The organism is Nitrospira sp. Vd2, from assembly GCF_979581665.1.
Window position 1 is genome coordinate 22,885 of sequence record NZ_CEFZSK010000042.1, and the last position, 22,302, is coordinate 45,186.

Below are 22,302 nucleotides of genomic sequence, written 5' to 3' on the forward strand. Positions count from 1 at the left end.
GGTCATGATGCGATCGTCGAGAGGATACGGCTGAATGTCCCGCCCTCGACCAGCTCACGAGTGGCTTCGATGTCGGTCGCCAGCACGCGATCCTCGTTCAATCGCGGAACCCGTCGCCGGATCGCCTGGAGCGCAAGCCGGCTCCCTGTGCCCGGTTTCAGCGGCCGGTGAAAATCCACGCCCTGCGCGGCGCACAGCAGCTCGATGGCCAAGATGTGCTCCGCGTTCGCCACAACCTGCTTGAGCTTCAACGCCGAGCCCATGCCCATGCTCACATGATCCTCCCGATTGCCGGATGTCGGGATGGAATCGACCGAGGCCGGGTGGGACAGGACCTTGTTTTCAGAGGCGAGCGCAGCCGCCGTGACCTGGGCGATCATTAAGCCCGAGTTCAAGCCTGGAAGGGGGGTCAGGAACGGCGGAAGGTCGCCGTACTCCGGGTTGATCAGCCGCTCGATACGTCGCTCCGAGATGCTCGCGAGCTCGGTCATCGCAATCGCCAGGTGGTCGAGGACGAGCCCGAGCGGCTGCCCATGAAAGTTTCCGCCGGAGACGACATCACCTTGTTCGGGAAAGACGATCGGGTTATCGGTGACGCTGTTGATCTCGATCGTGAGAGTCCGGCGGACGTAGTCGACCGCGTCCCGGACTGCGCCATGCACTTGCGGCATGCAGCGCAGGCTATAGGCGTCCTGGACACGAGGACATGCGAGGTGCGAGGTGCGAATGTCGCTGCCCGCCATCATCGCCGAGAGGTTCGCGGCCACGGTCCGTTGACCCGCGTACGGACGGAGCCGATGAATGCGGGGCTCGAACGCGACCGGCGTGCCCTTGAGGGCCTCGACGGAGAGGGCGCCCGCGACATCCGCCGTATCGAGTAATCGTGTGCATCGACGGAGCGCCAAGAGCCCCAGGGACAGCATCGCCTGGGTGCCGTTCAGCAGCGACAACCCTTCCTTGGCCTCGAGCGTGAGGGGTTTCAACCCGACGCGCTCCAGCGCGGCGCGCCCGGACAGCCGTTTGCCGTTCACCCACGCCTGGCCTTCACCGATCAACACGAGCGCGAGGTGAGCGAGCGGCGCGAGATCGCCGCTCGCGCCGACCGATCCTCGGCAGGGGACGATGGGGACGACCCCACGGTTCAGCAACGTCAAGAGCATCTCGACGACCTCTGGCCGCACGCCGCTGTGCCCGCGCGCAAGAACGTTTGCGCGCAGGAGGAGGAGGCCGCGCGTCTCGTGCTCGGTCAGCGGCTCGCCGACGCCTGCGGCGTGGCTGCGCACCAAATTCAATTGGAGCTGGCCGATATCGTCGGGAGAGATGCGCTGATCGGCAAGCTTTCCGAAGCCGGTCGTCACGCCGTACACGGGCTCGGGATGGGCGACCGCGCGTTGAATCACCCGGTACGCGGCGGTCATGGATGTGACGGCGGACGGCGCGAGCGTAACCGGCTGGCCCTCGAACACGACGTCGTAAAACTGCGAGGGCGTCAGATCCTTGCCCGTGAGCGGCAGAGGGTGGAGAGCCCGACGGCGCATCCCCGGGATTATAGCGCTTTGCCGGTAGCCCGTGCTAGGATGCCCGCGTGGAGGCGCTGTTATCGAAAGAAGTCCTGCTGGCCTTGTTCATCCTCTCGGTCGCGAGCTTCATCGGCAGCCTGGTCGCCATTCCCGTCATCCTCGTCAAACTGCCGCCGCACTATTTCGACGAACGTCATCCCCGGCGATGGATGGAGAACCACCATCCGGTCCTTCGGCTCACAGGGCACATCATTAAAAACGTGGTGGGGGTGATCCTGCTGCTCGCCGGGTTCGCCATGTTGTTCCTGCCGGGCCAAGGCATCCTGACGATGCTGGTCGGCGTCTCCCTTTTGGATTTTCCCGGTAAGCGCTTGCTGGAGCGGAAACTGATCGGCCAACCTGCCGTGCTTCAGACCATCAACAAAGTCCGCGCGAAATTCGGCCAGCCTCCGCTCACGGTGGCGCAGGACCCCAAGTAATACGAGAGAGACCGTGAGCAACACCAAGCCGTCTTCCCGCAAGACCTTGTATCTGATCGACGGGAGCGCGTACATCTACCGGGCCTATTTTGCGCTCCCGCCCTTGTCGAACTCCAAAGGTCTGCAAACGAACGCCGTCTATGGTTTCACGACGATGCTGCTCAAAATCCTCCGCGAGCACAAACCGGACTGTCTCGCGATCGTCTTCGACGAAGGCGGCCGCACCGCGCGGCATGAAGAGTTCAAGGAGTACAAGGCGCAGCGTCCGGAGATGCCGCACGGCATGCAGGCGCAAATTCCGCTGATCCATCGCGTTGTCGAAGCGCTCGCGGTACCGGTTGTCCGCAAGCATGGAATTGAAGCGGACGACTTGATCGGGACGCTCGCGCGAAAGGCCCAAGAGCAGGGCATGGACGTGGTGATTGTGACAAGCGACAAGGACATGTTCCAGCTCCTGACGCCGTCTGTCCGCATTTACGATCCCGTCAAGGACAAATGGTTCGGGGAGGCCGAGTGCCGCGAGCGGTTCGGGGTGGAGCCGGCGCGCGTCGTGGAAATCATGGGCCTGATGGGCGACAGCATCGACAATATTCCCGGCGTCAAAGGCATCGGTGAGAAGACGGCGATGAAGCTCATCGCGCAGTTCGGCACGATCGAGGAGTTGCTTCGGCGGCTCGATGACGTGACGCCGCCCAAGATGCGCGCGCTGCTCAAGGACCAGGCCGAAAGTGCGCGGCTGAGCCGGCGCCTCGCCACGATCGAGGTCGATTGCCCGATCGACTTTGATTGCAACGCCTATCGCCTCACCACGCCTCCCGCCGAGCCGTTGGTGGCGCTGCTCCGCGAATTGGAATTCAACACGCTGCTCAAGACGATCCAGCCGACTGCGACCGGCGAGGCGTTGGGTGCGACCTTCACGATGATTGAGGACGACGCGGCGGCTGACGTCTTCGCGAGAAGTGTCGGCTCCGAGGATTCGGTCGTTGCCGTGCAGTGCGCGATGAAGGGGCCGGGCGGCGTGCGGGCCAGCGTGCATGGACTCGCCGTGGCGAATGAGAAAGAGGAAGTGGCGTTCGTCCCGGTGGAGGAGAAGCCGCTACCGGTCGCTGTTCAGACGCTGATCAGCGGAACTCGACCGAAGGCCTTTCATGACCTCAAGCCCGCGCTCCTGGCGGCGCGCCGTACCGGTCTGTCCTTTGCGCCGCCGTGGTTCGACACGATGATCGCGGCCTATCTCCTGAATCCGAACCGACGGAATCATACATTGGAAGCCGTGGCGCTCGATGTCCTTGGTTATCACCTTGGCGCCGTTCGCTCAGGAAGCGAGGCGGCGCCGCCAGCCGACCTCTTCGACCAGAGGGATGAATCCGCACAGGCGGCCGCAGAAGCCGCGGCCGTTGTTGCGAGACTCACGCCGATTCTCAAGCAACGGCTCGCCGAGCAAGGGAGTTTGCGGCTCTTCGAGGCGGTCGAGATGCCGTTGGTGCCCGTGCTCGCCGACATCGAGGCCTACGGGTTCTTGCTCGATGTCCAGGCGTTGGACGCGTTGGGCAAAGAGTTGGACCGCGAGATGGATCGGATCAGCGAGACGATCACGACGATGGCCGGCGAGTCGTTCAATTTCAATTCACCGAAACAGCTCGCCACGATCCTCTTCGAGAAGCTGGGCCTAAAACCGATTCGCAAAACGAAGACCGGCTACTCGACCGATGAAGACACCCTGACGCAGCTCGCGACGCAACATGACCTGCCGGCCCAGATTCTCGCGTGTCGGAGCTTGAGCAAGCTCAAGTCCACCTATGTCGATGCCTTGCCGGCCCTGGTCAATCCCGATACCGGCCGGATTCATACCTCGTTGAACCAAACCGTGGCGGCAACGGGGCGGCTCTCGTCGACCGAGCCCAATCTGCAAAATATCCCGGTCAAGGGCGACTACGGGCTGCGGATCCGGGAGGCGTTCATCGCCCCGCCCGGCCACGTCCTAATTGCGGCCGATTACAGTCAAATCGAGCCGCGGATTCTGGCGCACCTCTCCAAGGACGAACGCCTCGTGAGCGTGTTCGAGCGGGGCGAAGACATTCACATGGCGACCGCCGTCGACATCTTCAATCTCGTGCCCGAGCAGATCACCCGCGAGATGCGACGGGTGGCGAAGACGGTGGTCTTCGGCATTTTGTACGGCATCAGCCCGTACGGCTTGTCCCAGACGCTCGGCATCACACAGCAGAAGGCGCGCGAGTACATCGATGCCTACTTCTCGCGATATCACGGCGTGAAAGCGTTTCTCGACCGGACGCTCGAAGAAGCCAAGCGCAACGGCTATGTGACCACGATCCTCGGCCGCCGCCGTCCGATCCCGGAGTTGAATAGTCCCGATGCGACCCAGCGGAGCTTCGGCGAACGGATGGCGATCAACAATCCCATCCAAGGGTCGGCGGCGGATCTCATCAAAGTGGCGATGATCAACGTGAGCCGCCGGCTCAAGGCCGACTTGCCGTCGACCAAGATGATCCTCCAAGTCCATGACGAACTGATCTTCGAAACGCCGGAGGTGGAGCTGGATCGCGCGAAGCAGGTCGTGAAAACGGAAATGGAAGCGACGGGCCGCCGATTGGGCCTTACTGTGCCGCTGAAAGTCGATATCGGCGTCGGCAAGAACTGGCGGGAGGCGCATCCCTAGTCGTCGCATCCACGCTGGCGAGATGGCGATGGGGATTAGGCGGCGGGCGTCGAATACAAGCTTGTCACGATCTCCGTCGTATTGAACAACATCGCATTCATCCGCGTGTACGCGGCATGGCCGTAGATATGGTCTTTCGCCTGACTCGTCGGCGTCGAATCCTTGTAGTCAACTAACAGGCACTCGCCGTCGTTCTGGCACCGTATGGCCTTGCGGGCGCACTCGAGCCAGCGTTCGAACCCCTCGTACGGCTCTAGGAGCTCCCACAACGCTTTGTTTGCGGCTTTCGCGTCCGGCGTGGTCGGCAGCGCATCGCTTCCGGCGACGGCCAACTGCTGGACGTAATCGCCGCCCCACGCGATCGGCATTTCAATCGTGATCTGCGGCAGCTCCATCTTCGCCAGCCAGCGTTTCCCGTCGGTCCGCATGGGTCGGTGATTCACGATGTGCAGAAGCTTGCCGACTCCGGAAGGATCCCACCCGTAGCGGACCGGTGTCCCGAACGTCACCACGTCCAGTGCCACACCATTGAGCGCGTTACCGGCTGCGAGGGCGGCGCGCAATTCCTCGATCCGATCGACGGCCGTCCCGGTGTGTTTCGCGTAGTCGTGCAGCACCTGGAAGAGAGCCTCACGGCCGCCTGCGTTCGCTGGCGGCAAGAGGTTTGAGATGAGTGCAAGCACGAGCCCGGCATGCCCGTGGCCCTGCACGAGTATCCGATCTCCCTGCGCAAGCTTAAGATCACGGACGAGCGCCTGCAGCCGCCCGATGACATGCACAGCGGCCTGCGCGCGGCCGAGGTGATGGTGCTCGGACGACCACAGCAAACGCCGGCAGTCGATCGGCTGCGCCGCATCCCGGTTCATCGCCTTTCGATACAGTCGGACATACTCTTCGGTAAAGTTCGCGGCATCTCGCGTGTGCGTATCCAGGAGTTTCCGGGTCGCCTCGTCATCGGCATAGGGCGGGCGGGGTCCGTCTTTCATCACCGGGATGCCGTTGTCACCCTCACGCATGAGCGCGAGAAGAGCATCGAGGCCCGCGATGCCGCGCGAATAGCCGCGCTTGAGCCCGCCGACCTCATCGAGCCGTTGCATCCCGAACAGATCGCTGTTGAGAGAGGTGCCGTGCAGGAAGAGCACGGCGCGTACACCGGCTCTCGCGATCTGCCGGCCGAATCCCGCCATCGCATCTTGCCACGCCCCGGAGTCGGGCGGGGCACCGACGATCAACTCCCGATAGGCAACCCGCTCCCCGGGATCGGCTCGCGAGTACGCCGAGTGCTGAAAATTGTTGCCGACCGGCATGGCTCCATGTTTACCGCAAACGTTCGCGTGGCTTCAATGGAGCGAAGAGAATCAGTCGGCGATCATGCGTTCGGGCCGTGTTGACCCATCGAAAATTGGCGTGTTAAGGTACTTTGCTTTTTCGACCTTCACTGTCATCGAGCACCGCTATGAGATCGTGGCGACGATATAGTCGTGTATGGGCCGCCATGCTGGTCGTGGTCCTGACCGGTGTCAGTGTGAGCTGGACGATTGCCGCTCCAGCGCGGTCCAATGGGACGAAATCGAAAGCCGACGCGTCCCCCGAACACGTGATCTTGTTCGTGCTCGAAGGTGTGGGGAAGGAATCACTGAAGGCCGGGGCCATGCCCGTCCTGAGTCGGCTCGTCAAGGATGGCTCGGTCACGTGGAATGCCAAAGCGGTCAACCCGCCATTGCGATTGCCGACGATGGCCTCGCTCTTGACCGGCTTGCCGGTCGAGAAGCACGGGATCACATGGAACGCGTTCGACTTCATTCGCGGCTATCCTCGGCCCCCGACGGTGTTTGATTATCTGGACCTCAGCGGCGGGAAGGACAGCGCGATCTTCTTTATGGATGAGTCGCTGTATCAACTCGCCAAGCCCGAGCCGTACACCGACTATCAAATGTGCGGGCCCTTGAAGCCGGAATGCAGCACGGCGACCATCGTCAACTACATCAAGCAGTATTTCCGGAAGGCGACGAGCGGGGAAGGCTACGGTCATGCGATTCTGGCGCTCCCCCACTTCCTCGTGGTGCACTTGCCGGAGCCGGGCCGCGCCGGCGAGGCGGCGGGATGGACGTCGAAGGCGTATCGGGACGCGCTGAAGACGGTGGACGCCGCCATGGGGTCGGTCCTTGACCTCTATAAAGAGTTGGGGCTGCTCGACCGGACGATGGTGATGGTCACGTCGCTGAGCGCGATCGGCGAGCCGCTCTCGGGCCAAGATGGTTCGCAGGCCAAGAGCGAGCCGCCACAGGTCCTATGGTTGGCTTCTGGTCCCGGTATCAAGGCTGGTCATGTGATCGCGCAGCCGGTCTCGATTCTCGACACCGGCGCGACGGTGCTTCGCACCCTCGGTCTCGAGACGCACACCGAGTGGGAGAGCAAGCCCGTCGAGGAAATCTTCCGAGCGCCCCGGACGGCGGCCACCGACCATGGTGCTCCCGCCACTGCGGTTCAGTAATCGTATGCGACGCTTGACTCTCACCTCGCTGTTCACACTTCTACTGGCAACCGTAACCGGGATGCTCGGCCACGCCGCTCCCCCGGCCGCCTACACCAAAGAGTATGCCATTACCGTTGATGCGACCGGTTTGAATCCCCCGAGCTGGTGGTATGTGCCGGGGGTGACGCCGATCATCTGGAGCATGGATCCGGACAATACCGAGGCGTACCAGACGACCACGGCGAAAGAGTTGAATCTGAAGCCGGGCAATTACCGGTTTGGCACCTTCACCTTCGATTTTCCCTTCACCGTTACGCTGGACGGCGTGCTCGATTTCGCTCCGTCACTGGATCAATGTGTCTCGGGGCGCGGCACGCAAACATTGGTCATCCGATGCAGCCGCACGCAGCCGTACGGAGGCCAGCCGGACTATTCCAATGATTCGGACGGCGCCCGCGGTGAACAGGCCAAGAAGTAACGAGGTCCTCATGGCTCAGGCAATCGACGATCTGTTGGAAGCGCTGGAGGACGTAGACGATGCGACTCGCGAGGAAGCCGCCAAGGCCCTCTCGGCGTTGGGCGACCCCGGGACGCTCGAGGCTTTGATTCAAGCATGCGGGGACGACTTTTGGTCGGTCCGGGCACATGCAGGATGGGGCGTCGCCAAGATCGGGGGACCCCGGGCGATCGAGGCGCTCGTCGGTCTGTTCAACGACCCGATCATGGAAGTGCGAAACGAAGCCGTGGCCGCGATGGCGTCCCTTGGCCCGGCCGTGATCGGCCGGCTCTTACAGGCGCTGAAGGACGAGCGGTGGCGCGTGCGGGAACACGCGGCGAAGGCCTGCGGTGAGCTTCGCGATCGCAGCGCCGTCGACGGCTTGATTGCCGCCTGCCGGGACCGGGACGGCGCGGTGAAGGCCGCGGCGGCCGAAGCGCTCGGCAAGATCGGCGACCCGAAGGCCGTGCCGGCGCTCATCAAACTGTTCCGCGACTCCTCAAAAACGGTGAGGGAAACAGCCGGGACGGCGCTCGTCGCGATCGGCGAACCCTCGGTTGATCCGCTTCTGGCCGCGCTCGACGACAAGGATTTCGTCGTGCGGTGTCATGGGGCACGCGCGCTCGGCGGCATGACGACTGACTATCAGATCGGCCGCTCCTGGGTACGGGACCCGAAGGTCGTCGATAAGTTGATCGCGATGTTAAAGGACCCGGATCGCGCGGTCCGCGAGGATGCGACCATTGCCCTGGGCATGATCGGCGATCCGCGGGCCATCGATGCCTTGATCGAAGCGATGAAGGATGGCGCGGTGAAGCGTCACGCGATCATGTCACTGGGCATGATCGGCGATGGCCGCGCGCTGCCGCCCGTGTTGGCTGCCTTGAAGGGGAAGGGGATTCGGCAAGAGGGGACGCCGACGCCGGGGTGTATCGTCAGCGAGGAGGCCTTCATCAAGGAAGCGGCGGCCACGGCGCTCGGGCATTTCCGCGACCCGCGCGTGATTCCCGACCTGATCATGTTGCTGAAGGACGTGAACCTCCGGGATCGCGCCTCGGCCTCCCTCGTCCTGATCGGTGATACCGCCATTGAACCGCTTGTGGCCTTTCTCCACGACCCGAAAGCCTCCGAAGTGGAATCCGAAGGCGAGCGCGTGATGTCGTTCGCGACGAGCCGGCTGACCGCAATCGATGCCTTGAAGCAAATCACGCTCGAGACGCTCAAGAAACTCGGTTGGGAGCCGTCGGCCGAAGAGCAGGTGGATTCCAGCCGGGCGGACAACCTGCGTGTCGACAAGCCGCTCGGCGAAACCGGGCGCTTCGGGCCTTCCGGCGACCTCGCCAAGGGCGCAATGTAAGACGAGGCGAACAGAGCGGCACGGCAGGTTCCGTTCCCGACTGTCCGCTACCTTCTCACCGCCAGCCCGTGCTGTCGGCCGTCTCCTTTCCGTCCTTCATGTTCGTGATTCGCGCGCGCGATGCCAACGAACTCCCGCCCTTGCCGTCCTGAGTGACCTTGATGACCCGACCCCGGGGGGCGAGCCTTTGGCATGGTTGACATCCTTTCCATACGTACCGCCTGACACCGCCATCCCGTTGAGAATCCGCGAATTGCGTGTCACGGGAACTGAGGGGCTTGATGTCAAGCTTGGCCGGTGTGGCTATTGACCCTTCAAAAATCCGCGTGATAAGGTCGAAAACCCGGCTGAAAGGGGCGTCTTTTTCATGGTGGTGAGAGTGATGCCGGACACGGTGACCGAACAGATTGCGGCGTTGAGTGATGAGGATTGGGCGGTGCGGGAAGAGGCGGCGGCGATGCTGGGAAACCTCCGAGATCCGCGCGCGGTGGGACCGCTCGTCACGCTGTTGCGCGATGAAGATCGGTCGGTTCGCGAGGCGGCGATCGGTGCCTTGACGGCCATTGGAGAGCCGTCCGTGCCTGTTCTCGCGCCCTGCCTGACGGACTCGAATTTACTCGTCCAAGAGAGCGCGGCCTCGATACTCGCGGTGATCGGTGACGCGCGCGTCCTGGATGTCTTAATCGGCGCGTTGAGCAGTCTCGACTGGATCGTCCGGATGCACGCCGCCAAAGGATTGGGACGAATTCGCGATCAGCGGGCGGTGGCTCATCTCATGCCGCTGTTGCAGGACAAGGTCAAAGCGGTGCGCATCGATGCGGCGACGGCACTCGCGGCGATCGGCGATGCGGCGGTGCCGGACCTCGTGGCGGCGCTTCACAGTAAGGAGTGGCTGGTCAAGCTGCATGCGATCGAGGCACTGGGAAAGATCGGCTCCGCCGCCGCGGTGCAGCCGTTGCTCTCGGTGGTCTTCAACGATCCTGACGTCGCCGTGAGAACCGACGCCGTCCGCGCGCTCGGGGAGATTCGGCATCCGGACTCGGTGGAGTTTCTCCTGACAGCGGTGAACGAACTGGACCTGCGGCCTGCCGTCGTCGAGGCGCTCGGCCGAATCGGCGACCGCCGCGCAGTTTCCATGCTGCTGTCGATTGTGAACGGCTCGGCGCTCCCCGCTGACAGTCGGCCGGTCGATGGGTGTGGAGACCGTTGGGATCAGGAAATGATCGTAATGGGGCTGGCGGTCAGAGCGCTGGGCGAGATCGGTGACGAGGCCGCGATCCCCGCGCTGATCTCGGCGCTGCAGTACACCGCGACACGCCCGGAAGCCTCCGCAGCCTTGGCTAAGATCGGTGAACGCGCGATTCCGTTTCTCGTCGACCGGCTTCAGAAGGAGCGGGACCACAATATTCTCTTCCATATTCGCGAAGCGTTGAGTCAGCTTGGCTGGCGGCCGAATCGGATCCAGTAGCGGCGACGGAAGGTTATCTGTGTGAGCGCTGAAGTGAGTCCGCCGCTCGGTGATCGCATCGTGCCGTGACGGTGTTATGCCGAAAGAATCGCTCGACACGCTCATCTCGGAGCTCACGCACGAAGAGGATTGGCGCCGGATGCGCGCGACGGCCGCGTGTTTGGCGGGCGGGCCGAAAGCGGTCGAGGGGCTGATCCGTGCGCTGGAGACCGGTGACCAAGCCCTCAAAATGGAAGCGGCGGGCATGCTGGCCCGCATCAAGGACCCGCGAGGCGGACGGCCGCTCGTGCAGTTGCTCGGCCATGAGACGCTGGAACTGCGAAAAGCCGCCGCGATCGCGCTCGAGCAGATGGCGGGCGTCCTGGACACGGAAGCCGCGACGGCGCTCGTCGACGCGCTTCGAACGTCCGATGACGAGCAGCGCAAGATCATCGTGCATCTCTTGGGTCTGATCCCGACGGCGATCGGTCCGCTGAGCGCCATGCTGAAACACCCGGATCCTGAGGCGCGGCTCACGGCGGCCGAGATCCTGGAGCATCTGCTCGATCCGCGGTCGGCCGATGCCTTCGTCGATGCGATGGGCGATCCGATTCTTCGCGAGATCGCCGTCCGGGCGCTCAAGCATCTCGGCGCCATCCGCGACCGGATCGATCAGACCTTCAATACTCTTCGGGACGTCGAGGGATCGGCGGAACGTGAAGAGGCTCGCATGGCGGCCGTGATCGATCTCCTGCCGATTGGCCGGCCGAGCGTCGAGATCCTGATCGAGTATCTGCAGGATGACGATTGGGTCGTGCGCGAGGCCGCGGCCGACTTATTGGGGAAAATCGGCGACGTCCGGGCCGTCGAACCGTTCATGGAACGGTTGCGTGTCGACAAGGACACGGGGGTGAAGGAGTTGGCGGTCAAAGGCCTGGGATTGATCGGCGATTCGCGCCCGGTCGATATGCTGGTCGAGCTGATCCCGGTGCGACCGCTCCGCGTCTTTGCCATCGAAGCGCTCGCCAAGATCAAAGATGCCGAGCGGCTGCGGCCGTACGCCGAGCTGTTTGAACGGCTGAAGTCGGACCGGGACGGCCTCGTCTCGTACAATGCCGGGGTGATCACGAACAAATTGGAGGCGATGGCGGCGCACGCCCACGTCGTGAGCCAGCGACAAGAGGATGAGCATGAGTGAAACCGAGTATGGCGATCGCATCAGTCAGCTGTTGTCGGCCCTGCGGGACGAGAACGAGGCGTTGCGCGAGCACGCGGCCACGAGTCTGGGCCAGATCGGCCCGGAGGCGTTGCCGCAACTGACAACCTTGTTGGCCGACGAGGATGCGGTCATCCGGGAGGCGGCGACGAGCGCGATCGTCCGGATCGGCCCCGCCGCGGTCGATGCGATGATCGAGGCGCTGGAGGACGACGAATGGACGGTGCGCGAGCAGGCCGCCTCCGCACTCGGCAAGCTGAAAGATCCGCGCGGAGTGGAGCCCCTCGTGCGGGCGCTCAAAGACAAGGACGGCGGCGTTCGGAACGCGGCGGTCTGGGCGCTCGAATGGCTCGGCGATTCCCGCGCGGTGCCTGGGCTGATTGAAGCGCTGACCGACACGATGGTCCGCGAGGACGTGGCGCGAGTGCTCAAGAAGATCGGGGACGCCCGCGCGATCGAGGCGCTACTCGATGGTCTGATGGGCAGCAATTGGATGGTGCGGCGCCATGCCGCCGAGGCTCTCGGGAAAATCGGCGACGGGCGGTGCGTCGAGCCGTTGATCGAGGCCTTGAAGGACGAGGATTGGCTCGTGCGGCGCAACGCGGCCGAATCGCTGGCGCGGCTCGGCGATCATCGCGCGATCGAGCCGCTCGTGCCGTTGCTCGAAGATGAAAATGAGATGGTCCAAGAAACGGCTGAAGGCGCCTTGGCCAGTCTCGGATGGAAACCCGCTAACCAATAACAAAGGGATGGGGTATGGCTGACCAAGCTCCGGTGAATCTGATTCAGATCGGTCCCAAGGGCGGTCCGAAAAAGGACGGCTTTAATCTCGTGACCGAGAAGGTCGTCGCCGTCAACGTCGCGGCGAAGCAACTCGAGGTCGAACTGCTGGCCTACGACGGGAAGACGGTGGTGCTGGATGTGGCTGAGGATGCGCTGGAAGACTTGAACAAGGTCAAGCCGGGCGATGGCGCCACCATCCGCGTCGTCGAGGAAGGCGGCAAGCGCGTCGCCAAGACGTTGAAGATCCGCTCCAAGGACCCGAACAGCGCCAAGGCCGATGCGATGCTCGTCGATCTCAAGGATACCCATTGGTTGAACCGGAAGTATGCCGCGGAGACGCTGGGTGAGTTGAAAGAACTGCGTGCGGTGGGGCCGCTCGTCGAGGCGTTGATGGACGAGGTCGGCGACGTGCGGCAACGGGCTTATGACGCGTTGATCAAGATCGGCGCGCCCTCCGTTCCCGCGCTCGTGCCGTTGCTCGTGTCCGAGGAGGACGAACTGCGCCAGTCCGCGACGGAGATCATCCGCAAAATCGGAAAGCCGGCGGTTGAGCCGCTGGCCACGGCATTGGCGGAGGCCGATGACCGGTTGAAGACGCGCATCCTCAAAGTGCTGGACCGGATGGGGTATAAGCCGAAGGTCAAGGAGGAGAAGGCCGAGGTCAAGCGTCTCGGCCAGGCGACGGCGTAGGCCAAGTCACGGTTTCCGCGCCGGGCGACCGACGGAAATGTAATGGAAGCCCGCAGCCGCCATGCGATCCGGCTCGTAGACGTTCCGTAGGTCCACGAACAGCGGTGTTTTCAACGCTTGTTTCAAGGCGCCGAGATCCAGGTTGCGGAACTGGTTCCATTCAGTGACGAGCACCAAGGCATCGGCACCACGTCCGGCATCGTAGGCATCGCGGCAGGCGATGAGGCCAGGGACCAATTTCGTGGCCTCTTCCATGGCCGCCGGATCGTAAGCCCGCACGGTCGCGCCTCCCGCCAAGAGCCGGCTGGCGATCGCCAAGGCCGGTGCTTCGCGCAGATCATTGGTGTTCGGCTTGAACGAGAGGCCCAACAACCCGATCGTCTTGCCTTGGAGTGTCCCGAGCGCCGCCTGGATTTTCTCGACCATCAATGCGCGTTGTCGTTCGTTGACCCGCGAGGTCGCCCGCGCGATTTCCATCGTGCAGCCCATCTGCTCGCCCGTTTGAATCAACGCCGACACGTCCTTCGGGAAGCACGACCCACCAAAGCCCGGACCGGCGTGCAGGAACTTTGAGCCGATCCGCTGATCCAACCCCATGGCTTTAGCCACGGTTTGCACGTCGGCGCCGACCCGCTCGCACAGATTCGCCATCTCGTTGATGAAGGAAATTTTCGTCGCCAGAAAGGCATTCGAGGCGTACTTGATCATCTCGGCGGTCTGGAGATCGGTGACCACGAAAGGGGTCTCGATCAAGTACAGAGGTCGGTAAAGGTCGCGCATGATCGCGACGGCCTCAGGACTGTCCGCGCCGATGACCACTCGATTCGGGCGGAGGAAATCCTCGATCGCCGACCCTTCGCGGAGGAATTCAGGATTGGAGACGATATCGAACCGCAACGGCTCGCGCTGGTGGGCCAGAATGACTTTGCGGAGCATCTGCCCAGTGCCGACCGGTACCGTGCTCTTTGTCACGATGACCTTGTAGCCACGCATGTTGGCCGCGATCCCCTTTCCCACTTCTTCCACGTAGGACAAGTCCGCGGATCCATCGGGGCGGGTCGGCGTACCGACGGCGATGAAGATGACGAGGGCGTGTTCGACAGCCTTGGCGATATCGGTCGTGAAGGACAACCGATTTTCCTTGAGGCCCTTGAGCACCAATTCACTCACGCCAGGCTCGTAGAAGGGCACGTCGCCTTTTTCCAAGCGGCCGATCCGGCGAGCGTCGACGTCCATGCAGGTCACATTGAGCCCGAACTCGGCGAAGCACGCCCCGGTGACTAGCCCGACATAGCCCGTGCCCATTACGCTGATATGCATCAATGCTCCTCTCGATAGAAAAACTTCGTACTCGTGGGCAAAAAGTATAACAATAGCCTCCGAAGGCCGCAAGCGCACCATTCTAGAATGAATCCACTTGATGAGTATAAGTACGTATCATGCGTTCGTTGACACACCGTGGGGCGTCCAGTAAAATCGCGCTTCTTATCAACTGAGGAGCGCGCCATGGTGTTGCCCAGTGGCGTCATTCAGCGCCCACTCGCCGTGATCATGAACCGCACCGTTCGCACCATCGGCCCGGAGGCCACGCTGGCGGACGCCGCCGTCATGATGCGGGACGTGCAGGTCGGTGCGCTCCTTGTCGTGTCCGACGGCGTCCATGTCGGGATGATCAGCGAGACGGACCTCGTCCGCAAAGCCATGGCGGCGGGCGTGAATCCGGGCGAGCGGCGCGTCTCCTCGATCATGAGTCATCCCGTCATCACGATTGAGATCGACCGGTCCGCGCACGATGCGAGTGACCTCATGGCGGAGCATGGCATTCGGCATCTGCCGGTGATGCAAGATGGGCAGCTCGTGGGGATGATTTCAGTCCGCGATCTCCTCCGGTACTTCAAGAACTGGGGTTCCTTGTAGCGCGACATACTCGGACCGCGCTGACCGGTCACGCCCTCCCTGTCATGACTCTTCCATCTCAAGCTGCTCGATGGCCTTCCTTCTCCTTGCCGGCAACGGCCTTTATCACGGGTGCGGTCGTGATGGCGCTTGAAATCCTTGGGAGCCGCCTGCTGGCCCCGATCTTCGGCAATTCGTTATACGTCTGGGGGGCGCTGATCGGAGTGATCTTAGCGGCGATGAGCACCGGCTATGCCGCAGGGGGATGGTTGGCCGACCGATACCCCGGTGGTACTGTCTTGGCCTCGCTGCTGGCGGTATCCGGAGCGTGGACGTTCCTGCTCGCGGGCGTCGGTCAGCCTGTCATGTTTACGGTGTCTCGATGGGTCCAAGATCCCCGCTGGGGGCCGTGCTTGGCCGGCACTGTTCTTCTCGCTCCACCGGCCTTCTGTTTGAGCGGCGTCCTGCCGGCCCTGCTGCGGCTGTCGATTGTTGATCTCGGTCATCTCGGCCGCCATACGGGACGGATGATAGCGGTGTCGACCATCGGGAGTTTGCTCGGCACGTGGGGGACGGCGTTTTATCTGTTGACATGGCTTGGCACCACGGCGCTGGTGACGCTCTTGGCCACCGTTCAACTCTCGCTTGGAATGTGGTGGTGGTGGCACGCCATGGGCATGCAAAGCCGCGCGGTGGCGAAGGTGGGCGGGACGGCACTCCTCATATTGGGGGCTATCGGTCTTGCGTGGCTGGCCCTTCATCCCAGGGTCGTCCTATCTGCCCCGCTGTACCAGGAGGACACACCGTATCAGCAGTTGCGGATTCGCGAGGACGATCTGTTCCGCTATCTGATCCTCGACCGGACCTTTCACGCCGTCATGTGGAAGTCCGATCCAATCACGCTCTACCTGCCGTACAGCCACGCGATGATGGCGGCGCTCGCCCTCCAGCCGAAGCCGAAGCGCGCCTTGATTTTAGGCCACGGGGGAGGGTCCTTGGCAAAATGGATCGGGCGATACTGGCCGGAGCTTGAGTTGGATACGGTTGAGGTCGATCCTTCGGTCGTGCGGATCGCGGAAGAGTATTTCGGGTATCATCCGCCGGTCACGCATCACGTCCACGTGGCCGATGCCCGGATGTTCATGCAAGCGACGATCGAACGCTACGATATTATCTGGGTCGACGTCTTCGCGCGGCACTTGATTCCGTTTCACCTCACGACCCGTGAGTTCTTCACATTGCTTCGCACACATCTCAGCCCTCATGGCGTCGTGGCTGTGAACTTGGCCTCTTCCGGTGAAGGTGCGGACCTCCAACGCGCCGCGACCGTTGCCGAAACACTCCGTTCCGTCTTTCCGGTCATTCACGCGTTTGGTGTGAAAGGCCCGTGGAAAAGCGGCCAGTCGGAGGCCGAGAACATCATCTTTTTTGCGGGGCCCTCGGCCCGCGGGATGCTGAGCGATCAGTACATCGCGACGGCACAAGACCTCGTTGCGGCGAATCGTCTTCCCGTGGAGACGCTCTCGTTAATCGGGGATCATGTGCGAAAGGAGTGGCCTCGTGCGGCCGTGTTAACCGATGATTATGCCCCGTACGATCTCTTGGTGGGGCGAGGGGTCGGAGAGCAGCCGCCACTGCGTCAGTGATTTCTAACTCTTTGTTGTTCGGCTACTTTTCACCATTAGCCCGCCGTGGTCGACGAAGAAGTTTCTTGCGTCAGCTCCAAACCGTGTGCTATAAGAAGCGGCACTGATGATGCGCTCTGGTACCGGTCGGCTGCGTTAGGTATTCCTTTTTATTAACTCATCACATCGCGTTGTCCTAAGGAGGGAAGCTATGCGTAAAATGCTTGTCGCGGCTTTTTTCGGCCTTGTTCTCGGGGTGGCAGCATCCCCTTCATTCGCATTACAGGCAGGAGGAGTCGAGGTCGGTGACCTTGAAACGGGCTCGGTCGTCGGTCAGCCGTTCAAGGAGCTGGAAGTCGATGCGCAACTCTTCTCCGTCGAGATCGGAAACTTGAAGGCCTGGTATCCGCCAACGACTGTGATCGACTTCAAGGTGCGGCCCGGCCGCCCGGTCGTGTTGAAGGTCACGAATAACGGCGCCACCGAGCATGGCTTTCTCTTGACGGACCAAACCACGCAAGCCGCGCCGACCGTATTGCGGGCGGAACTTGTTCTGAAGCCCGGCGAGACGAAGTACATCGGTATTCCGACCAGTGATTTGTTCTATGCCACCTCGGGGAATACGCTCACGTATCGTTGTCAGCTTCATCCCGCTCACGTTGGCGGCAAGCTGCTCATGATTAAGTAGTCGAGCGATCGTAAAATGAAAACGGCCCCGCCGTGCGTATGCGGCGGGGCCGTTTGTTTTTCGGCGGCTGCTCAGGCCTGCTGTTCAGGCGCGCATTCTACGTTGCTATCTTCGGGGATGTTTTGGGAGGCCGCTAGTCGGTCGCCGACGATCAATAATAGATAGCGATTCGATGTGGGCGCCTCTCCCGCCTTCTTTTGCACGATCGCATTGACATCCACCACGACTTCGTTGTCGGTCTGCCATTGCGTGTTGTTGACAACCCAGAAGTAGCTGGCCGCCGTCGGAAATTGGTTCGTGACGAATCGATCAATGACGGCGGTGATGTCACCCGTGCCGGCCGGCGAGGACAGCGGAGATGTCACGGTAGTCGCCAGCATGAGGAGGAAAGCCAATGTGAGCCGCATAGTGGCCTCCATGTCGGTGTGATAAGGCCATTATAACACCATATGTCATGCTGCGAGCCGCCGTTGCACCTGAGAGTGGAAAATATCCTGAACAACAAAAAAGCCCGCCACAGTGTGGCGGGCTTTGTGTTCAACGTCGCTGGCTCAATGATCAGTTTCTTACGCCGCTCCACACCTTTGCAACGTCGATTTCCTTGTCGGGGTTGAGCTTGCGCGCCTTCTCCAACAACGCCTCGGTCGTTTCAGGATACGCCGGATCAGGGACGCAGCAGTTATCGACCGGGCAAACGGCGGCGCATTGCGGTTCGTCGAAATGCCCGACGCATTCGGTGCAGCGGTCATGGGTGATCACATAGATGTTGTCACCAACGCCCTGACCCTCTCCTACGTGGTAGCCTTTGCTCTCCGCGTCGCTGCGCGTTTCGAAGATCGCTTCGTTCGGGCATTCCGGCAAGCACGCGCCGCAGGAGATGCATTCATCGGTAATCAGTAGAGCCATGACCACAGCCTCCTTACAGTCAGTATTGACAAGCTTGATTTCGACGAATCATAGTCAAAATGAGTCATCATTCTAGACTGCGATTTTCTTTCAAGTCAACCCACAAAACGACGATCAGAAGCACTATGTCGTTGATTTACATGGGCCGTTGGGCCTAGCGCGCGACGGCCACTTGGAGTGTCATTACCCGCTATGACGCACGAGACCTCGCCCAAACGGACGCGCGCCTATATTCTATTGGCACTCGCTCTCCTTCTGCTCACCGGTAGTTGGTTCATGATGAATCAGAAGGAGGCCAGCACGATCATCGTCACCTTTCCCAGCGGGCGACAACTCGAAGCGGAAGTTGCCGACACGCCGGAAAAGATTTTCTTCGGGCTCGCATTTCGCGAGGGATTGCCGCCGGACGGCGCCATGCTGTATATCTTCGACACTTCTGATCGGCATCGCGTGCGAACGAAAGGGTTTCGCGTGCCGGTCGATATGATTTGGGCCGACGAGAGCAAGCACATCGTCTATGTCGTGCGCAATGCTCCGCCATGTTCCAACGACCCGTGCCCGTTTTATGGCCCGCCACCCGAAAATGCTCGGTACATCATCGAAACGGCCGCCGGCTTCGTCGCAGAGGAACAGATCGAGCCGGGCATGGAATTGACATTCACCCTCCGCCTGTAACCTTCGATCGATTCACCGCCATGGACGAATATGTACGGGTCGCCCGGACCGACGAGATCCTGCCGGGCCAGGTCAAGGTCGTGCAGGTCAATCAAAGGCAGATCGCGCTGTTCAACGTCGACGGCCGCTTCTACGCGATTTACAACATCTGCCCGCATGAAGGAGGACCGTTGGCCGAAGGCCGTCGGAAGGGCTGCGTTGTGTATTGTCCTTGGCATGACCTGGCCTTCGACATCCGGAATGGTCAAGCGACCGACGGGGGTGGTTATTGTGTCGGCAGCTATGACGTGCGAGTAGAGGGGGATGAGATCTATGTGGGCGGGCGACGGAAAGCGTAGACCGCGCGCCTCGCTTTCTGTTGTGCTCATCCAACGCGACGCGGACGCATGAGTCACGAGGCAGATCGCCATACGAAAACGATCACCGCGAGTCCTGGCGCCACGTTTCGGATCCACCTGTGGGAAGATCGAACCCGAGGCGAGCAGTGGATTCCGACGTACGATCCGAAGACCATCGCGCTCGTCGACGAGGACTTTCTCCGGACCGTCAGCAACAACGCGGTCGATTCAGGCGAACACACGTTTGAGTTTCGCGTTATAGCACCGGGCACCTCGCGTCTGGTGTTTGAGAAACGGATGGGGTGGAAATTTACAGCCGAAGATCGACGCGTCTTCACGGTCGATGCGTCCGTCGACGGGGGAACGGTCCAACGCGATGCCTGACATTGCCTACGTCAACGGCCTCTTCATGCCGCTGGCGCACGCCACCGTCTCGGTGGAGGATCGCGGGTTTCAATTCGGGGATGGAGTCTACGAGGTCATCCGAACCTATCACGGCCGACCGTTCGAGCTCGAGGCACATCTTGCGCGTCTCGATCGGAGCGCCAAGGCGATCGCACTGGCCAACCCCTATCAACCGCGGGAGTGGGCCGCAATTGTTGACCAGGGCATTACGAGAGCCGGCTATCCCGAATCCAAGGTCTATATTCAACTGACACGTGGGGTGGCGCCGCGCGACCATCCCTTCCCGGCCGGTACCCGTCCTACCGCCGTCGTGACCATTCGCGAAATGAGGCCACTCGATCCGGCTCTGCAGGCCGCAGGCGTCTCAACCATTACGATGGAGGATTTCCGCTGGTCACGGTGTGACATCAAAAGCGTGAATCTGCTCGCGAACGTTCTTGCGCGACAGCGTGCCCGGGATGCCGGAGCATTTGAAGCCCTGTTCATCCGCGATGGATGCATCACGGAAGCTGCCGTCAGTAACGTGATGATCGTCACTCAGCAGCGGCTCTGCACCGCCCCGGAAGGACCCACAATCCTCTCCGGTGTCACGCGGCAATTGGTCCTCGAGCTCGCACGGACGCACGGGATATCGGTCGAGGAGCGGCGGATCCCGCTTGATGAGGTGCGGGGCGCCGATGAGGTGTTTCTCACCGGGACCACGCTGGAAGTGTTGCCTGTTATCCAAGTCGACGGGCGTTCCATCGGCAATGGACGGCCTGGACCGGTCGCCATCCAGTTGCTCTCTCTCTTGCGCCAGCGCGTCGCCTAGGCGCCCCTCTTGCAACGTTAAGCTGGACATGGTAGCTTGTGCCTCGGTTGAAGTGGGCGGCGGCCCACTTTTTTGTTTGAGCTCAAGGCATTCTGGGCATCCGGGCGTCCCGTGCCGGATTGTGAGCAGATAGTGCGGTCCGTCCGCGATATCGCGGCGCCGATTGTGCGCGCGATGAACCTTGATCTTGTGGATGTGAAGTGTGCCGGGCAGGGGGCCCGGATGTTGGTGAGGGTGTTTATCGACAAGTCGGCGGGCGTCACTGTGGATGATTGCGAGAAAGTGCACGTCTCGCTCGGACACGCACTTGATCTCCAGGACCCGATCCCCCACGCCTATACGCTGGAAGTCTCCTCTCCCGGACTCGATCGTCCGCTCAAGCAACGCGACGATTATCTGCGCTCCATTGGTCGCCTGGTCAATCTAAAGCTGAAACGTCCTGTCGATGGCCAATGGCGGGTTGTCGGCCGGTTGACGCAGGTCGGGGACGACTCGATCGCCGTGACCGTCAAGCTGGGGCGGAGGGAGCAGACGGAGCACCTTCTCAGGCTGGAGTGGGAGGCGATCGCGGAAGGACGTCTTGAAGTTGAATTCTGATATCCCACGCAGCGAGCAGCGAGGCAACGGGCTATGAATCGAGAATTGATGTCGGTCATCGACCAAATCGGACGCGAAAAGGGGATCGACAAGGCCAAGATCATCGGGGCCGTGGAGTCCGCATTGCAGACGGCCGCGAAAAAGCGCTTCGGGCAGGCCGAGAACATCCAGGTCCAAATCGATCCGAAGACCGGTGAGATTTCCGTCATCTCCCTCAAGACCATCGTCGATACCGTCACGAATCCGAAGTCCGAAGTGTCTCTGACCGAAGCCCGGCGCATCGACAGCGAAGCGGAGGTCGGCGATGAAATCGGCTCACTCATCGAGATGGACGAGCTGGGCCGGATCGCCGCGCAGACCGCGAAGCAGGTGATCTGTCAAAAAGTTCGGGAAGCCGAGTGGGAGGCGGTCCTCAAGGAATATTCGACGCGGCAGGGCGATCTCATCAACGGCATCATCATGGGGCAGGAGCGACGGAACTATCTCGTCGATTTGGGAAAGACCGAGGCCGTGCTCCCGGCTTCCGAGCAGATTCCGCGTGAGACCTACCGTCGGGGCGATCGCATCAAGGCGTATCTTTTGGAAGTGCGCAAGACACCGAAGGATGTGCAAGTGATTTTGTCACGCACCCATCCTCAGTTTGTGGCCAAGCTGTTCGAACTGGAGGTACCTGAGATCGCGGAGAAGATCGTGGAGATCAAGGGCGTGGTGCGTGAGCCCGGCGACCGCACGAAGATCGCGGTGTCCTCGCGCGACAAAGCCGTCGATCCGGTCGGCGCCTGCGTCGGTATCAAAGGGTCGCGGGTGCAGGCTGTTGTTCGCGAGCTTCGCGGAGAGAAGATCGACATCATCGCGTGGACCTCCGATCCGCGCGTGTTCATCGCCGAAGCCCTGAATCCGGCGACGATCGAGAAAGTCGGCATCGACGAAGAGAAAAAGTCGGCGCTCGTAGTCGTCGCCGATTCGCAGTTGTCGTTGGCGATCGGCAAGAATGGTCAAAACGTCAGGTTGGCGGCGAAGCTGACCGGGTGGAAGATCGACATCATCAGCGCGACCGAGTACGAAAAGGAAAAGGTGGAGCGGGACAAGGAGATCAAAGCGGCGCTGGCCGAGGAAGCCGAGGCGCAGCGCGAGCAGGAAGAAGCGCGTGCGCAACAGGAAGCGGCGGCTCAGGCGTCGGAGGCGTAAGACGGGCCGCCAAACCACGACACCATCTC

The 22,302-nt window shown here is 61.8% G+C and carries 23 protein-coding genes; 18 read left to right on the top strand and 5 right to left on the bottom strand.

Features of this window, described 5'->3' with window-relative positions:
- Positions 1-2 precede the first annotated feature (2 nt).
- A complete protein-coding gene (gene hutH, locus AC1U7K_RS18715; protein ID WP_480253360.1) occupies positions 3-1,538 on the bottom strand; it encodes a histidine ammonia-lyase in 1,536 nt (511 codons plus the stop codon).
- Positions 1,539-1,585: 47 nt separating this feature from the next.
- On the opposite strand from hutH, the gene AC1U7K_RS18720 reads away from it, so the two are divergent.
- Both AC1U7K_RS18720 and polA read left to right on the top strand, forming a co-directional pair.
- Entirely contained in the window at positions 1,586-1,999 is a 414-nt protein-coding gene (locus tag AC1U7K_RS18720) for a PGPGW domain-containing protein (RefSeq protein WP_480253361.1), read from the top strand.
- A 13-nt stretch (positions 2,000-2,012) separates the two neighbouring features.
- The gene (gene polA / locus AC1U7K_RS18725; RefSeq protein WP_480253362.1) at positions 2,013-4,679 is read left to right on the top strand and encodes a DNA polymerase I; all 2,667 of its coding nucleotides are present in this window, start codon (positions 2,013-2,015) and stop codon (positions 4,677-4,679) included.
- Between the two features lie 35 nt (positions 4,680-4,714).
- Here polA and AC1U7K_RS18730 read toward each other — a convergent pair whose 3' ends face one another.
- On the bottom strand, positions 4,715-5,986 hold the full coding sequence (locus tag AC1U7K_RS18730; RefSeq protein WP_480253363.1) for a hypothetical protein: 1,272 nt from the start codon (positions 5,984-5,986) through the stop codon (positions 4,715-4,717).
- 149 nt (positions 5,987-6,135) lie between these two features.
- On the opposite strand from AC1U7K_RS18730, the gene AC1U7K_RS18735 reads away from it, so the two are divergent.
- From AC1U7K_RS18735 to AC1U7K_RS18765, 7 genes are all read left to right on the top strand, one after another.
- Positions 6,136-7,173, top strand: coding sequence for an alkaline phosphatase family protein (locus AC1U7K_RS18735; RefSeq protein ID WP_480253364.1), 1,038 nt, complete (start codon positions 6,136-6,138; stop codon positions 7,171-7,173).
- 4 nt (positions 7,174-7,177) lie between these two features.
- On the top strand, positions 7,178-7,633 hold the full coding sequence (locus AC1U7K_RS18740; protein ID WP_480253365.1) for a hypothetical protein: 456 nt from the start codon (positions 7,178-7,180) through the stop codon (positions 7,631-7,633).
- Between the two features lie 10 nt (positions 7,634-7,643).
- Positions 7,644-9,008 (top strand): HEAT repeat domain-containing protein, encoded by a 1,365-nt coding sequence (locus AC1U7K_RS18745; RefSeq protein ID WP_480253366.1) that lies wholly within the window; start codon positions 7,644-7,646, stop codon positions 9,006-9,008.
- A 382-nt stretch (positions 9,009-9,390) separates the two neighbouring features.
- Positions 9,391-10,476 carry a HEAT repeat domain-containing protein gene (locus AC1U7K_RS18750; RefSeq protein WP_480253367.1) on the top strand — a complete coding sequence of 362 codons (1,086 nt, stop codon included), beginning with the start codon at positions 9,391-9,393 and terminating at the stop codon, positions 10,474-10,476.
- Between the two features lie 76 nt (positions 10,477-10,552).
- Positions 10,553-11,653 carry a HEAT repeat domain-containing protein gene (locus AC1U7K_RS18755; protein ID WP_480253368.1) on the top strand — a complete coding sequence of 367 codons (1,101 nt, stop codon included), beginning with the start codon at positions 10,553-10,555 and terminating at the stop codon, positions 11,651-11,653.
- Positions 11,646-12,413 carry a HEAT repeat domain-containing protein gene (locus AC1U7K_RS18760; protein WP_480253369.1) on the top strand — a complete coding sequence of 256 codons (768 nt, stop codon included), beginning with the start codon at positions 11,646-11,648 and terminating at the stop codon, positions 12,411-12,413. Before AC1U7K_RS18755 ends, AC1U7K_RS18760 begins: the two co-directional genes overlap by 8 nt.
- 14 nt (positions 12,414-12,427) lie before the next feature.
- Positions 12,428-13,144: a HEAT repeat domain-containing protein gene (locus AC1U7K_RS18765; protein WP_480253370.1), complete on the top strand. Its 717-nt coding sequence runs from the start codon at positions 12,428-12,430 to the stop codon at positions 13,142-13,144.
- 6 nt (positions 13,145-13,150) lie between these two features.
- Here the strand turns inward: AC1U7K_RS18765 and AC1U7K_RS18770 are convergent, their stop codons facing one another.
- A complete protein-coding gene (locus tag AC1U7K_RS18770; protein WP_480253371.1) occupies positions 13,151-14,464 on the bottom strand; it encodes a UDP-glucose dehydrogenase family protein in 1,314 nt (437 codons plus the stop codon).
- 186 nt (positions 14,465-14,650) lie between these two features.
- Here AC1U7K_RS18770 and AC1U7K_RS18775 point away from each other — a divergent pair, with 186 nt between their 5' ends.
- The 3 genes from AC1U7K_RS18775 (at position 14,651) to AC1U7K_RS18785 (ending at position 17,353) form a co-directional block, all read left to right on the top strand.
- Entirely contained in the window at positions 14,651-15,061 is a 411-nt protein-coding gene (locus AC1U7K_RS18775; RefSeq protein ID WP_480253372.1) for a CBS domain-containing protein, read from the top strand.
- 122 nt (positions 15,062-15,183) lie between these two features.
- Entirely contained in the window at positions 15,184-16,686 is a 1,503-nt protein-coding gene (locus AC1U7K_RS18780; RefSeq protein ID WP_480253373.1) for a fused MFS/spermidine synthase, read from the top strand.
- 190 nt (positions 16,687-16,876) lie between these two features.
- A complete protein-coding gene (locus AC1U7K_RS18785) occupies positions 16,877-17,353 on the top strand; it encodes a hypothetical protein (RefSeq protein ID WP_480253374.1) in 477 nt (158 codons plus the stop codon).
- Between the two features lie 71 nt (positions 17,354-17,424).
- Here the strand turns inward: AC1U7K_RS18785 and AC1U7K_RS18790 are convergent, their stop codons facing one another.
- Entirely contained in the window at positions 17,425-17,760 is a 336-nt protein-coding gene (locus tag AC1U7K_RS18790; protein ID WP_480253375.1) for a hypothetical protein, read from the bottom strand.
- Between the two features lie 151 nt (positions 17,761-17,911).
- Entirely contained in the window at positions 17,912-18,259 is a 348-nt protein-coding gene (locus tag AC1U7K_RS18795; protein ID WP_480253376.1) for a 4Fe-4S dicluster domain-containing protein, read from the bottom strand.
- A 192-nt stretch (positions 18,260-18,451) separates the two neighbouring features.
- Here AC1U7K_RS18795 and AC1U7K_RS18800 point away from each other — a divergent pair, with 192 nt between their 5' ends.
- The 6 genes from AC1U7K_RS18800 to nusA all read left to right on the top strand — a co-directional run bounded on the left by AC1U7K_RS18800 (position 18,452) and on the right by nusA (position 22,273).
- On the top strand, positions 18,452-18,934 hold the full coding sequence (locus tag AC1U7K_RS18800; RefSeq protein WP_480253377.1) for a DUF192 domain-containing protein: 483 nt from the start codon (positions 18,452-18,454) through the stop codon (positions 18,932-18,934).
- A 20-nt stretch (positions 18,935-18,954) separates the two neighbouring features.
- The gene (locus AC1U7K_RS18805; protein WP_480253378.1) at positions 18,955-19,272 is read left to right on the top strand and encodes a Rieske (2Fe-2S) protein; all 318 of its coding nucleotides are present in this window, start codon (positions 18,955-18,957) and stop codon (positions 19,270-19,272) included.
- Positions 19,273-19,320: 48 nt separating this feature from the next.
- On the top strand, positions 19,321-19,656 hold the full coding sequence (locus AC1U7K_RS18810; protein WP_480253379.1) for a protease inhibitor I42 family protein: 336 nt from the start codon (positions 19,321-19,323) through the stop codon (positions 19,654-19,656).
- Positions 19,649-20,488, top strand: coding sequence for a D-amino acid aminotransferase (locus AC1U7K_RS18815; protein ID WP_480253380.1), 840 nt, complete (start codon positions 19,649-19,651; stop codon positions 20,486-20,488). Before AC1U7K_RS18810 ends, AC1U7K_RS18815 begins: the two co-directional genes overlap by 8 nt.
- Before the next feature lie 132 nt (positions 20,489-20,620).
- A complete protein-coding gene (locus AC1U7K_RS18820; RefSeq protein WP_480253381.1) occupies positions 20,621-21,085 on the top strand; it encodes a ribosome maturation factor RimP in 465 nt (154 codons plus the stop codon).
- 48 nt (positions 21,086-21,133) lie between these two features.
- Positions 21,134-22,273 carry a transcription termination factor NusA gene (nusA, locus tag AC1U7K_RS18825; protein WP_480253382.1) on the top strand — a complete coding sequence of 380 codons (1,140 nt, stop codon included), beginning with the start codon at positions 21,134-21,136 and terminating at the stop codon, positions 22,271-22,273.
- The last annotated feature ends 29 nt before the right edge of the window (positions 22,274-22,302 follow it).